General features: G+C 33.2%; 12 protein-coding genes. All 12 read right to left on the bottom strand.

Annotated features, from left to right (window positions below; translation table 11 throughout):
• Positions 1-35: 35 nt before the first annotated feature.
• On the bottom strand, positions 36-2,372 hold the full coding sequence (locus Q0992_RS02250) for a tyrosine-protein kinase domain-containing protein (protein WP_299519948.1): 2,337 nt from the start codon (positions 2,370-2,372) through the stop codon (positions 36-38).
• A gap of 5 nt (positions 2,373-2,377) precedes the next feature.
• The gene (locus Q0992_RS02255) at positions 2,378-3,139 is read right to left on the bottom strand and encodes a polysaccharide biosynthesis/export family protein (RefSeq protein WP_299519950.1); all 762 of its coding nucleotides are present in this window, start codon (positions 3,137-3,139) and stop codon (positions 2,378-2,380) included.
• 80 nt (positions 3,140-3,219) lie between these two features.
• Positions 3,220-4,308, bottom strand: a complete 1,089-nt coding sequence (locus tag Q0992_RS02260) for an MraY family glycosyltransferase (RefSeq protein WP_299519952.1) — start codon at positions 4,306-4,308, stop codon at positions 3,220-3,222.
• A gap of 93 nt (positions 4,309-4,401) precedes the next feature.
• Positions 4,402-5,502, bottom strand: coding sequence for a non-hydrolyzing UDP-N-acetylglucosamine 2-epimerase (gene wecB, locus Q0992_RS02265; protein ID WP_299519954.1), 1,101 nt, complete (start codon positions 5,500-5,502; stop codon positions 4,402-4,404).
• Positions 5,503-5,510: 8 nt separating this feature from the next.
• On the bottom strand, positions 5,511-6,209 hold the full coding sequence (locus tag Q0992_RS02270) for a WecB/TagA/CpsF family glycosyltransferase (RefSeq protein ID WP_299519956.1): 699 nt from the start codon (positions 6,207-6,209) through the stop codon (positions 5,511-5,513).
• Entirely contained in the window at positions 6,206-7,417 is a 1,212-nt protein-coding gene (locus Q0992_RS02275; protein ID WP_299519958.1) for a delta-aminolevulinic acid dehydratase, read from the bottom strand. The genes Q0992_RS02270 and Q0992_RS02275 overlap by 4 nt, the downstream gene beginning before the upstream one ends.
• A complete protein-coding gene (locus tag Q0992_RS02280) occupies positions 7,392-9,530 on the bottom strand; it encodes a Gfo/Idh/MocA family oxidoreductase (protein WP_299519960.1) in 2,139 nt (712 codons plus the stop codon). The genes Q0992_RS02275 and Q0992_RS02280 overlap by 26 nt, the downstream gene beginning before the upstream one ends.
• Positions 9,531-10,322, bottom strand: coding sequence for a glycosyltransferase family 4 protein (locus Q0992_RS02285; protein ID WP_299519962.1), 792 nt, complete (start codon positions 10,320-10,322; stop codon positions 9,531-9,533). It abuts the gene before it with no gap.
• Positions 10,323-10,635: 313 nt separating this feature from the next.
• Positions 10,636-11,466: a sulfotransferase family 2 domain-containing protein gene (locus Q0992_RS02290; protein ID WP_299519964.1), complete on the bottom strand. Its 831-nt coding sequence runs from the start codon at positions 11,464-11,466 to the stop codon at positions 10,636-10,638.
• A gap of 3 nt (positions 11,467-11,469) precedes the next feature.
• Positions 11,470-12,357, bottom strand: coding sequence for a sulfotransferase domain-containing protein (locus Q0992_RS02295; RefSeq protein WP_299519966.1), 888 nt, complete (start codon positions 12,355-12,357; stop codon positions 11,470-11,472).
• On the bottom strand, positions 12,341-13,582 hold the full coding sequence (locus Q0992_RS02300) for an O-antigen ligase family protein (RefSeq protein ID WP_299519968.1): 1,242 nt from the start codon (positions 13,580-13,582) through the stop codon (positions 12,341-12,343). The genes Q0992_RS02295 and Q0992_RS02300 overlap by 17 nt, the downstream gene beginning before the upstream one ends.
• Positions 13,583-13,585: 3 nt before the next feature.
• Positions 13,586-14,599, bottom strand: a complete 1,014-nt coding sequence (locus tag Q0992_RS02305; RefSeq protein ID WP_299519970.1) for a hypothetical protein — start codon at positions 14,597-14,599, stop codon at positions 13,586-13,588.

The following is a 14,599-nucleotide window of genomic DNA, read 5'->3' on the forward strand; positions in this document are numbered from 1 at the left end:
TGCAAAACGAGCTCAAGAACCTTTAGAGTTACTAATTAGTCTTTTTTACTTCCATAACCATAGTTATAGCCATAGTTATAACTATAACCATAAGATTTGCTAGCTCCGACACTATTGATAACATAGGCCATGTTTTTAAGCCTCCCTGTTTCATGGAGTTCCTTGGAAAACTTTAATAGATTTTTTTCGGTATAATTTGCCCTAGCCAAATAAACAGTAGCATCGGCCAATTGGGAAATCAACATGGTGTCTGTTACTAGAATAGTCGGAGCAGTATCTACAATAACATAATCATATACCTCTTTGGCTTCCTCTATGAGTTTTTTAAAACGTCCATTAGTTAATAAATGCGCTGGATTGGGAGGTATACTACCAGATAAAATAATATGATGATTAGGATGCCTATCAAAACCACTAATTAGAGCATCTTTCCAGTCATAATTTACATCATGAAGATAATTAGATAATCCAGGCTTATGCTTATCTTGTTTGATATGCGTATGAATCTGAGGATTTCTCAAATCTGCCCCAATTAAAAGCACCTTCTTGTTAATACTAGATAATGCTAGAGATAGATTTAAACTCACATAAGTTTTACCCTCCCCTTTAATAGTGGACGTACAATAAATAATTTTCCCTTTATTGCTATCCTTGATGGGTAAGATGTAATTTACGTTAGAGCTCAAAATTCTAAAAGACTCAGCAAGAGGAGAGCGGTCATTTGGATCCGTAAAAATGATATTCGCTTTCTTTTTTAGATTTGGTATTTCACCTATAACCGGAATTTCGGAAGATACCTTTGTGATATCTTCTTTACTATGGAGTTTAGTATCGAACATAAACACTAAATACAAAATACCAAAAGGGATTAATAACCCACAGAGTAATGCACCTGCGTAAACAATATTGGTCTTTGGTGAAATCGGTTTAGAACCCGACAAGGCATACTCAACTACTTTTATTGAAGGCTCTGTAATGGCTAAGTTAATAGCAGCTTCTTCACGCTTTTGTAATAATAGTAAATACAGACTTTGCTTAATTTTTTGTTGACGGTCAATAGATTTGAGTAACCTTTCTTTTTCAGGGATTTGGGAAACCTTACCAGAGAACTCGTTATTTCTCGCTCCAAACTGCCTTAGGGAAGACTCTAATTGATTTATATATGTCTTTAGTGATTTATTGATATTTGATTTTAAATCTTGTACTTGTTTAATTGCCAACTTGACTGTTGGGTTATTGGCACCTCCACTGTTAGTCAATTTATCCCTATTAATTACTGCAATATTATACTCAGATATTAAACCGTTAATTCCTGAGTTTTCAATGCCAATATTCGCAGGCAGTAAATCAGAATCAGTAGCATCTTTTAAGGAATTGTTCAATAAACCTGCTAAGGCAAGTTGATTTTCAATTCTAAAAACTTCTTCTTCGGATTGTGTGCGCTGTTTTAGTCCCAACTCTGCATCTGTAACTAAATCAACCAGATTATTATCTTGCTTAAAATCTTGATAACTTATTTCAATAGAATCTAATTCTTGAGCCAAAAATACAAATCGTTCATCAATAAAATCCAATGTCCGTTTAGAAACCAGTTGCCTATCGTTAATACCGTCTTGATCAAAAACATCCATCAAGGTGTTCAATATATTTTCGGAAAGCTCCTTGCTCTCTCCTTTGATGGTCATTTTTAAAAGATCGCTCTGTTCACCAATCGCTTCAACTTCTATTTTAGACTTTAAATCCAACGAAGCATCTTTTATTGGGATAAAATTGATGATAAACGTTTTATTTATTAAACCACTTTTAGAATCTTCATAATTAAGATTTACATTAAAGGGCAAACGATGGCTTTTACTATAAGTTGAAAAATCAGAAAATGAAAACTCTTTTTCTGACTCTAGGTTAATGACCTTGATTCCATTATCTGAAATATTTATTTTATAAGGTAATTGTTTAAAAATACTATCTGGCTTAATAACTTGTTCAAAATCAAAAGGAAGTACATCTATCTGCGATGTTTGTATTGTTCCTTCCTCATAAAAAATCGTGTTTAAGTTTAATTCACGAACAACACGATTCATTATGAGATACGAGGTTAAAATCTCAATCTCGTTCTCGAGATTAATATTTGTTCTCTTAAAGATAAAAGCGGATGTCGGCAATTCCAGTCCCTCAGACTCATCCAAAATCTTTACCTTAGCAAAGGTTTCGAAAATACGTGGCGCATACCTTAAATAGATATAAGCACTTATGAGCATAATTGCCAAGGTTATCGCAAACCATGGCCAGTAGCGTAAATAGCGACCAACTTCTTGCTTTAAGTCTATACTATCTTCATTACCAAAAAAACTACGGTCAAATTGATTTTCCATAAACACTATCTCGTCAATAAAATGGTTACACTCAGTGCTAAAGAAGCTATGGTCAAAACCGTACCAATATTGCCTACAAATCCAGCATTTTTCACCCTTGGTTCATTAGGGTTGACAACGATGACATCATTAGGTTTTATAAAGTAAAATTCACTATTCATAAATGAGACAGAGGTTAAGTCTATATGAGTTACCTTACGTATACCATCAGCTTCTCTAGTCATCAAAATATCTTCACGTTTGCCATTAATGGTTAAATCCCCAGCATAACCTAATGCCTGAAGCAAAGTGATATTTTGTTCTGTAAAATTATAGGTCCCAGGCCGATTAACCTCTCCCAATATAGTCACCTTAGCATTAACCAAACGCACATTTACCGTTGGATCAGTTAGATGACCTCCGGAAACCAGTTTATCTTTTATTGATTGTTCCAATTGCTCGGTAGTTTGGTTTACCGTAGATATTTCGCCCAATACAGGAAAATTGATTGTATTATTTAATGACACCAAATAACCATCGAGCTGTACTAATTGGATATTTTGTGGTTGCATTCTTTGCAACGCGGTTCTATTATAAGGTATAGCAGCTTCGGGCACTGAACTTTCAACATTAATTTTTAAAATGTCATTGGGTTGGATATTGGCAGATTCATAATTAACAGTCCCATTGGCTTCAGTAATGGCATCTTGCATATAAAGCACTTCTTTTTTAGAGGCACAAGAACAAAGCAAAAATAACACCAACAAAAATGACAGATTAAATTTCATTGAAATGAGAATTGAATACTCCACAAATATAACCGCATTTAAAGGACTGGCAAAGGCAAGTTATTTATTATTTAATATCCTTAAAACAAGACCTTTTTCACAACAAAAGGAAACAAGTATAATGATGAACCATAAAACAACATACAGATTATCTGATTATTTAGCTTAAAATGTAATAAATTAAATGCCACACAAACAATTATAAAGTTAGTACTTACAATTATTGTTGTTGTTAATAAATGACTTAACCCTAATTGAATAAATTTATGATGAATATGATTTTTATCTGCTTTAAATGGACTCTTCTTGTGAACAACTATTCTGATAAAGAAAATACGCAAAGTATCAATTAACGGATAAAATAATAAAGCAAAAGCAAGCGCTGGTGCAGCCCTATAATAATCTGAGGTTTCATCTATCTGTGCCATGTTTATAAAACTAATCGTAAAGAAAGCCAATAAGTATCCTACTATCATCGATCCCGTATCACCCATAAAAATTTTATTTTTATTCGAAAAATTCAACCTAAGGAAGGCCACTAATGCACCACAAAGTGCTATTGCAATTGTCGCTAAACTCAAATCTTCTGCACTTACAAACAGATAGACAAAAATAGCACTAACACAGAGCGCAAATGTCCCTGCTAAACCATCGACACCATCAATAAGATTGTATGCATTTATGATTAAAATATATACAAATAATGTAAAGCCTATTGAAATCCAATAAGGTAAAACATCTATGTCCATTATTGTAGAAAAACCTATTATTCTTGTATCTGTAAAGACAATTAATAGTGAGGCCGCAAACAATTGTCCTATGAATTTATTTCTGGCCGAAAGCACCGTTAAATCGTCCTTGAGGCCTAGAAAAAACAATATAGTAAGACCACCCATTACCAATAACAAGACCTTGGTATTCAGAAAAGCTCCGACTATGGTCATTACTACAATTAAACTTAAAAATATACCTATGCCACCTAATGTAGGAGTTTTACTAGAGTGCACACTTCGGCTATCGGGTTCATCCATCAAATGCTTAGCTTTTGCTACATATAGAATTGTCGGAAATGTTCGATAGGCAATAACAAAGGCTAAAACAAAAGCACTAATTAGCCATAAGGTGATGTTATTTTCTGGGGTAAAATTTTCTAGTAATGTTTTAATCATATAATGTGACATTCAAAACATCTCAAGGGATGGATAATATACAAATTTCTAAACAAAGTCTAAGGAGTCCTAATCAAAGGAAATACTTAGATATTATTTTATTGTTAAGTCCAAAATATGGGATATTATTCGTTGTGCGGTTTTTCCATCCCAAAGCGGTATCGTTTGGTATGCTTTCCATTTCCCTTCAAATAACTTATCCAAATAAGGTTTAATTGCCTTTGGGTTGGTACTGACTAATTCATTGGTCCCCAAAGTAATGGTTTCTGGGCGTTCTGTATTGTCCCTCAAAGTCATACAAGGCACATTCATCACTGATGCCTCTTCCGTAATACCACCAGAATCTGTGATAACAGCTTTGGCATTTTCTACTAAATGGTTAAATTCTAAATAGCTTAATGGTGCAATGAAATGTAACCTTGGATGAGAGATATTCAATCGTTCTAATATTTTTGCGGTTCTCGGGTGTACAGGAAAAACTAATGGTAATTCCCTAGTATGGTTAACAATCTCATTAATCATGGCCTTCAGCTGACTTTCTTCGTCAACATTGGCCGGACGATGAAGCGTCATAACAATATATTCTTTTGGCTTAAGTTCTAATCGTCTCGAAATTTCAGGCTCTATAAAATTGGGCTTTTGCTTTAATAAGGTATCAATCATCGTATTGCCCACATAAAATATTTGGTCTTCTTTTATACCTTCTTTTAGTAAATTAGAGTTCGCTAATCCCGAAGTCGTAAAGAAATAATTGGTGATACTATCGGTAACTAAGCGATTTATTTCTTCTGGCATACTCCAATCATGAGATCTTATGCCTGCTTCTACATGAGCTACCTTTGTATGCAACTTTTGAGCCACTAAAGCACAAGCCATAGTGGAGGTCACATCTCCAACCACCAAAACCAAATCCGTTGGGTTAGCCATTAGTTCCTTTTCAAAATTTATTAAAATTGCCGCTGTTTGTTCCGCATGTGAGCCTCCACTACACTCTAAATTAATATGTGGTTTTGGAATATCTAGTTGTTCAAAAAAACTATCAGACATATTCTTATCGTAATGCTGACCTGTATGAACCAATCTATAATCTAGATTTTGACCATTCTCTTTTACTTCTTCTATAGCATGAATAATTGGGGCAATTTTCATAAAGTTAGGTCTCGCACCAGCAACTATGGTTATCGTATAATTCATAGCAATACTTAATATTTGTTCAAATGTAGGTTAATAAAAAATCGTACTAAATGTATTTGCCGTTTGATACGTGAGGGCTGGTTAATAAGACGATAAGCCCATTCTAAATTATTCTTTACCCACCAATTTGGCGCACGCTTCACAAGTCCTGTATACACATCAAAACTTCCGCCTAAGCCTTGATAAACGGCATCATGTTCTTTTTGAATGCGCTCCATCAGCAATTCCTGCATGGGTGAGCCCATGGCTACAAATACGACGTTGGGTTGAAGCTTTTTGATATCCTCAATTAATGCTTTTTCTTCAGTTTCTGTTTTAAGATAACCATTTCTGAAATTACAGATATTGATACCTTCAAACTCAGATTTTAATTGATTAACAGTAGCTTTAATTACTTCTTCTTTTCCACCAACTAAATAAAATGACTTGTCTTTATAGTGTCTATTGATGATATCCAACCATAGTTCACAACCAGGAATTTTAACAGTTGATCTAAACCCTTTTTTTCGAAGTGCCCATACTGCACCAATACCATCGGGATAGCCTAGATTTCTATTGATAATAGCCCTGGTTTCATTAGTAGCATGTAAAATCTTTTCAGCATTAACCGCCACTAAAATTTTCTTATTGTCAACTGCGAAGTTGATGAGTTCATCCCTTGAGTTTGGGGCGTATGTAATCATATTATTTAAAGCTTCAGATCTCATAAGCATTGGTTAGATTCTAGATAATAATGGGCCATAGCATTAAACATAAAGGCATTACTCCATCTCATATAAGAAATCTTTGAACTCATCCCTTTTTTAATTTGATAGTAAAAGTATCCTTTTTTAGATTGCATGTTGTCAATGGTCCATCTCAAAGTTTTTGCCAAAAAATCTTCATAAGATTTAAATTGATTCATTTTGGATGCCGTAACAATAACCTGGGCTGGGCAGTGAATATCGATGGGATAGGTTTTATTGTGATAATATTTTGGTTTACCATCTGCCTCAAAAAAGTTTTCGATATAATAGGTCCAACCCTTATCAATATTTTTTTGAAAAGATGTATCACTAGTATTTTGTTGATACGTTTCAATGGCATCTAAGTTAAATCCTGTATGAAAACTATCTTTCCAAGATTGAACAGGAAGTAATCCATAAATCCATGAACCGTCATCTTCTTGTAAATCACATGCTGCCAAAACTGCTTTCCTTGCCATAACTGCATGCTCTTCAAGCTTTCTATACTTATACGAATAACTCAAAATTTTGGCTCCTAACAATGAAGCGTTAATAACCGTATTATTACCATCTTTTATACTGTAAGAAAAGATATGACCCTTACCATGAGTTGTCCTAGATAAATCTTCTAGTACAAATTCTGCTGATGACATAGCCACTTCAAGTGTTTTCTGGTTTTTTGTAATCTTATGACTTTCTATTAAAGCCTCAACACAAAAAGCCGTAGCCACCACCGTTGGTGTATCTTTTTTGAACAAAAACAAACGCCTTGCTTGCCAATCAAAATTATAGCCCCAACATGCTCCCGAATAACCATCGACTTTCATTTGGAGCAGCAATTCGGTTAAATATTTAATTCGGTCTAATAAACCCTCTTCTGTCCCAAACTCTATACATCCGTTCTCGGCCGCTTTATAGAGTCTGCAATATCCTAGTAAAAACAAAGCAACTCCCATAGAGTTATACTCTTTCGGAACTAATAATAATTTCCTGAGGTTTATAGGACTTCTTTTAAAGCCTTGTATCCATGCCAACCTAGCCAAATCCCAATGTTTAATGGGCAAGGCTTGAAACACCTTAGAATTCATGCCATCATAAGGATCCCAACCTTTAAAATCTTCTGCTTCGCAATATGACTTTAGTTGGGCAAGACTTTTTTTAAATTTAGATACCAACTTGCTCTCCACCACGCTTTATAGATTCTAAAACTTTAAAAGATGCTTCTGTAACAGCTATAATTTCTTCAAAAGATATTGGTGCTTGTCCATCATTAAGCAAACCATTTATAAAAGCGGTGACCATCTCCTTTTGCCCCTTATTCTGATTGAGGATTTTTGTCTTTTTGGGTCTCCCTTTTCCATAAGTCTTCAGTTCTTTAAAATCGTTTAAAGTGGCCGAAATTCCTGCCGAAAACACCTCGATGTACTCTTTCGACATGGCCTTTGAACCATTAGCATAATAACCAATAATACCGTTTGAGCCGTTTTCAAATTGAATCAAAATATTTAAAGTATCATTTAACTTATTAGCGTCAGGAAGTGCAGAGGCTGAAACTTTATTTGGTAAACTTCCATTCAAATACGTTAAATAATCTATAAAGTGGCAAACTTCACCAAGTATTCGTCCTCCTCCAATTTCACTATCTTGAATCCAAGTATCTTTCCGAATGGCTCCAGCATTAATCCTATAAATCATGGTCATTGGATGGTTACCAAATGCTTTTTTAAGCTTGGCTGTTAATGGTGAAAACCGTCTATTAAAGCCAACCATAACTACCTTTTTTGCCTCGGATTGTGCTTCAATTATTTCTTCTAATTCAGATTCTAACAAACACAACGGTTTCTCAACAAATACATTTTTGTTTGCCCTTAGACTTTTTAATACGTATGTGCCATGCGAATCATGTCTGGTAGTAACAAAAACCGTATTGGTCTTTTCACTAAATATGTCTTCTTCTTTACTTGCGCAATATTGAAACTTAAATTTTTCTGCGACGCGTTTAGAAGTCGTCCCAGTATTGGTTAAAATACCTACTCGACCTATATCTGCCAATTCAGGAATATTTGGAAGTAAATTCCCCTGCGCATAACTTCCGGCACCAATAAAGGATATATTGACCTTGCCTAATTTTTCATTTTCTGAAGTGGTTATTTTTTCTTTTGAAACCGTTCTTTCAGTATCATATTTTAAAGCTATACCTGTAAACGGTTCTGACTTGGAGACCACTAAATCAAAAGCTGCTTTTGCATTATCAAACTCAAATTCATGCGTAGTAAGGTAGCCAATATCTATGCGATTAGAAGCAATTAAATCCTGAAAAGCCTCCATGTTCCGTTTTTCAGTCCAACGCACATAAGGCAAGGGGTAATCAATCCCTTTTTCTTCATAATTTAAATCGTAACGTCCTGGACCATAAGAGCAGGCCATCTTAAGTTCTAGTTCTTTTCGGTACCAATGCGGATCGCGATCAAACCCTGTAGGTACAGCACCCAACACAACGACCTTACCTTTTTTACGTGCAATAGCACCAGCAAAATTTATGGGATCTAAACCAGAAGTGGCTGCTGCAATAATCACAGCATCTGCACCATAACCCTTAGTTACATTTAAGATTTGTTCTTCTATTCCTGCTGAGTTGCGTGTTAACCCTAGGTCAACTACATCATTTTCCACTGCCTGATTTATGGCAGCTTCAGAAACATCGATACCAATAACTCTTACTCCAGAAGCCTTTAAAATAAGGGCGGCTAATTGACCCAAAAGTCCAAGGCCTATAATGACACAAGATTCCCCCAATCTTAAATCGGCTTGACGCACTCCTTGCATAGAAATCGCCCCTAAAGTATTATATGCTGCGTCTTTAAGATCTGTGTCATTATTCAATTTTACACAAAGATTAACTGGTACTGACACAATTTCTGCATGATTGGCATAACCTGCTCCAGCACAAGCGACTTTATCGCCAATTTCAAATTCAGCAACCCCTTTACCTACTTCTATGACTTCACCTGCACAACTGTAACCTAGTGGCGAATAGGCATCCAACTTTTTCATTACGGCCCTGTAGGTTTGTACTGGACCTTGCTTCTTTAAGGTATCTACAACCTGCTTTACCTGTTGTGGACGTTCTTTCGCTTTGCCAATTAAACTCTTTCGCGCAGCCGCAACTGTTGAACCTTCAGTACCCGAACTTATAATAGAATAGTGGTTTTTTACAATGACCATACCTTTACCGAGCTGTGGATAAGGCACTTCTTGAATTACCATATCTCCCGAACCTAGTTTTTGTGTTAATTGTTGCATTTAGTTGAGTAAATCGGAATACACTTTCGTTATTTGATTAAATATATTTTGTGCCGAAAAATCTTTTATATCATTAAGATTATTTTCGCTTATTGTTATTAATTGATCTTTATTTTCATAGCAATGCATAATTGCATCTACAATTTCATTTACCTTGCCAGGACTAACCAGAAATCCATTTCTTGGCACTGATATAACATCTGGGACTCCTGAAATATTAGTAGATATAATCGGCAAGCCAAATGTCATTGCCTCTAAAATGGATATTGGCATACCTTCCTTATATGAGGGTAAAATAAAAACATCGGACTTCTTGTAAAGATTGTCCTTACTTTCTCCAGCTACCCAACCAACGTAATCAATAGTGTTAGATAATTTTTCTTTATCAATAAAGTCCAAAATAAACGATTCTAACTCACCTTTTCCTGCAATTAGTAATTTAATTTTTGAATATCCTTTATTTCTCAGTTGCTTCATTGTCTCTAATAAATCTCTTATACCCTTTGATTCAATTAAGAAACCAACAAAAGCCAGTACAAATGTACCATTATCTTCACGAAAAGCATTATCATTCTGAAATTCACTTTTCAAATCAATTGGGTTTGCTATCCTAACAATATGATTAAAGCTGTACTCTTGTTTTAGTTTAATTTCCCAATCTGTGCATAAGACAACTATTTTATCGACCCTAGAGAATATAAAATTGATGTACTTCTTGAGTTTATTATTGTTGGTTAGAAAAAAAACATAAAAATCACTTGAATGTAAATGGAGTATAATTTTCCTTCTCATTAGCTTACCCAACATGACAAATATAGACTTGCGAAAAAAACTAATCTTAGCAGACGAATGGATATGGAGTATTTTAACATTTTTAAATAATAAGAAATACAAAAACCGAAATATGGCCGAGATTAAGATTAGAAATTCAAAAAGCCTAGATTTATCTTTATAGTAGTTTGTTTTTAATAAAAACAACTTAAATGGATAAGTATTGGATTGATACGCCTTATAATGCGACTTAATAACACTAGCTATACCACCGTTGCTGGTTAAGTCTGCGCCAATTATTAGTATATTTTCACTAGCTTTCTGCACCACTTCATTATTTTTTTAAAGTTTTATGAATAACTTTCTGCAAAACATTATCCGTCAAGAATCTGCTAGAGCGAATTATATGATACCTAAATCTATTAAAACGATAATTCTCGTTCTTTAATTTAAAAGATTTTGTACTTAGTTCTATATCGCCTCTATAATTACTTTTATACTTTGGATAAAGTTCATCACAAACATATTTATAAAGCTCAATATCTAAGCTATTGTTTTTTAAAATCGATTTTTTAATATTTTCATTAAGTTCATTATACTTTATTTTCTTTTCTTTTTTGGAATCATTTTTATGCTCATAGTTTAAAGCGATGTTGTCTCCAAAGACAAATTGCTCTAACATTACTAAAGATTCATCGAACTCTTCAAACAGACCAACAAAAGAAAAATTTTCTCTTAACCTAAATTTAGCTAACTCTAAGTCAGCACCATTAGCCAAACGTTGAGTCATGTAATTATCAAATCTTCTATCATTAGTGAAATCTTCAATAGACCAATTTCTTCTTTTTTTGTTGACATGATGATTATATTGCGACAGATATCTAGTTATTGGATTTCTTAAGAAAGTGAAATATTTTATGTCTTTATTCACAACCTCTTCGTATCTAGCGTAAGTTCTGGTTGTATGCCCTCCTATTCCACATAAAATAGGGTAAAATATCTTCAACCATTTTAATTCAGATTTATTTAAAAAATTACCTTCTTCATTTGACCAGTAATACCATGGCTTTAATATTAAATATCCAGGTAAATTATACTTGATTGAGTGATGCAATGTTGTTCCTGCGCATTTCTCAATATGCACAAAGCAGAAAAAGTCTTTCATAAATTAAATCTTATTTCTAAAATTCCAAAATTTCACCAAATCTCTTCCGACTACATCTGATAATGCTTCGACTCGCGGAAGGAACTTTTCCTTTAATGACTTAATTGTATCTTTCTCGATTGTAGTATTTATCTTTTTTTCTCCAATATTTTTTTGCTCTAAGGTTTTCCCAAGTTTTTTTCTATATCTCAATGGCAATAGCGGTTTTAAAACCTTGGTTAGTCCAGATTTCCTAATAATGAAATTGATAGTTTTTGACCGAGGTTGAGCACTCGCGTTGAGGTGCACAAAACTAAATTGAAAGTCATCGTCTATACCTAAAAACTGGCACACCTGCTGCATTACTTCTTGCTGCATGCGGGTATCAATTAATTCTTCAAACAATACAAAATGACAATTCTTCTTACCAAATTTTTTTAAAAAAGATTGTACCTGTCGAGCATAATAACCATGCTGCACATAGGTATTGTTAGACTGTTGCACAAAAGTTGTTAGCTCTCCATTTAATTCTGCATTTATGGCTTGTTCAAATGTTTTTTCTTCTCGCAATGTTCTCTTAAAGTAATTATAAGCAGACACTGCTCTGTTTACAGGATTCCTAAGGCACACAATAATGCGAATATCGTTGTTATATTTATAAATTCTTTGGCTTGCTGTTTGGTGAAAATACATATAGTTAACAGCGCCATGCAGTTTTATAGGTGTTTCCTTTTTGTAAAATGACTCCAAGTGCTTTATACCCTTCTTAAAGAAATTTTCGTTTGTAAAGAAATGATAATCTTTAATTTCTTCTGGAGCAAGAACTTCTGGATGTTGTCCCAACCAATCGTATAGGCTTGTTGTACCTGCCTTTTGTGCTCCAACTAAAAATGTGTTAATCGTTTGTACCATCTAGATCACCCATCTGTTTTTCTAAATATTTTTGATGCTGAATATGTTGATTTTGTTTAAAATTGATCAACTTTAAACATGTTATACCTAGTATATATCCTATTGAAATACTCAAAACAATATTATCTGTTCTATTTGTACCTGAAAAAAAACCTCTACCTACAAAAACAAAAAAACAAAAAAACAATAACGTATATAGGTATTTGTCATATTGCTTAATTCTTTTAATATTTTTATAAAACTTAAACAGCATCATAGACCATAAAAAGAAACCTAGTAAACCAAAATCTATCAAATACTCAATAAAATCATTATGTGCGATATGGCCTTCAATTTTAGGGGATGCATAAAACCCAAAGCCAAAGATTTGGTTTAGTAAAGAACCATCTATCCAGAAATATATCAATGTTGACCATATTAAATCTCTCCCTGAACCTATTGTACCTCTTTTTTCATCTTCTATGTTAAGAAACCTGTGAGACAAACTATCATAAGCATTCTCTGAAAAATAGAAACCGGCGACCAACAAAATAGCTATAAACAACCAAGCTCTCCAATCGAATTTAAAGTTCTTAAATACACTTTTATAGTTAAGAAATGAGTAAATAATGATTAATAGATATATTATCACAGCACCTCTTTTTCCAGACATAAGAGTTAGTATAAGGGCTATACCAAAAACCCAAAAATTATACTTCTGAAAACGATGCATTAATAATGGCAATAGCATTAAAAATATATATCCTGCTGATGTATTAATCACTTCTACTCCTCTCGAATCTAAAGGGTTAATTATAGCTAAAACAACTTCCAAGCACCCATTCAATATTAATGCAAACAAAAGCAGATTTAACGCCTTTCCTTTGAGATGAAAGTTAATCGTCGCATTATAAAAAAAGAACATTGAAGCAATTATATAGACTAAAATAATTACGGACCTTAAATTTACATTTGCATATTCTGAAGGGAACTCAATTAAACTCAACAAAAAATATAACACTCCTAATACAACAAAAACCAGCCAAAGTCGAGAAAAACTAAATACTTTAATAAGAGTTAATCTTCTCCCAAAATAATAGTTATTATAAACTAGCATCCCTACTAAAGAAGCTCCTGCTATCATTTGAACAATAGGTCTTGATCCTTCAGACTCACCCCTTACGAGGATGTCTGCTCCGAGATAGAGCAGCATAAGAATTAGAATGATATAAAATAACTGTTTCATTAACTATATGTAGGGCAAATCATTAATATTGATTACTTCTACCCCATTTAATTTATAAAAATCATACACCTCTTCTATTCTATTCCAATTTGCCTTACCTCTCCAATTCTGATTAATTTTTATAGATACAAACTTAGTTTTAAATTTCATTCTATGTAACACATAAAGGGAGGTTGAATAATAACTCATAACATATTTGGGTCTCTCCTTAGCTCTTAAGTAAAAAATCTCAAAAGGTATAGTATTTTTTATAATTTCAAAACCATAATTATTCTCTAATTTCTCAATTCTATGCACAAAATACTTAACTTTAAAACCTCTAGTTTCTCCAAATACTTTAAAGGCATCAAAAATAATATCATCAGCTTCTTTTATTATAAATTGTTTTTCTAATAAAGGGGTACCAAGCACCCATATTTCGTCTATAAGGTTTGAATGATTATCTTGATACTTTCGTTTGATATATTCAAAATCATTAATCAATAATTCGTCTGTAAGACTCGGCGAAATATTAAAACAAGAAAAAAAACGAATGCTTACAGGTAAAGGTTTTCTAGATTTTAGAAATAGATACTCTAACAATCCTTTTTGACTTAAGATTTTAGAGTGACTTGTTCTATACTCATTTTTGTTTCTAAGTTTTAGAATATCTATAGCCGCCGCACCATCATCTACTACCACTGGCATTATGTCTTTTAATGAGCTTTTTATAACAAACTTAGCCCAATGATTATCTAAATTTCCTACTATAGGAATACATCGATTAAATTGCTGTAGTAATTTTTTCGTTTTTAAAAAACGTATTAAGTAATTACGCTTGCCTATCATTGGTATATAAACATTTTCAAAATGCTTTATCTCTTCAAATTCATTTAAGATTTGATTTACTGCTATCTTTCTTTCAGAAAGCAAAACTACATTGCAATTGTTATATCTTATTTGTTTTTTATGCAAATACTCTAAAGCATTGATAAATTGAAAAGGACTTAATATTAGAAGAACATACTTTTGGCTCAT

Source organism: Winogradskyella sp., assembly GCF_028289625.1.
Classification (GTDB): Bacteria; Bacteroidota; Bacteroidia; order Flavobacteriales; family Flavobacteriaceae; genus Winogradskyella.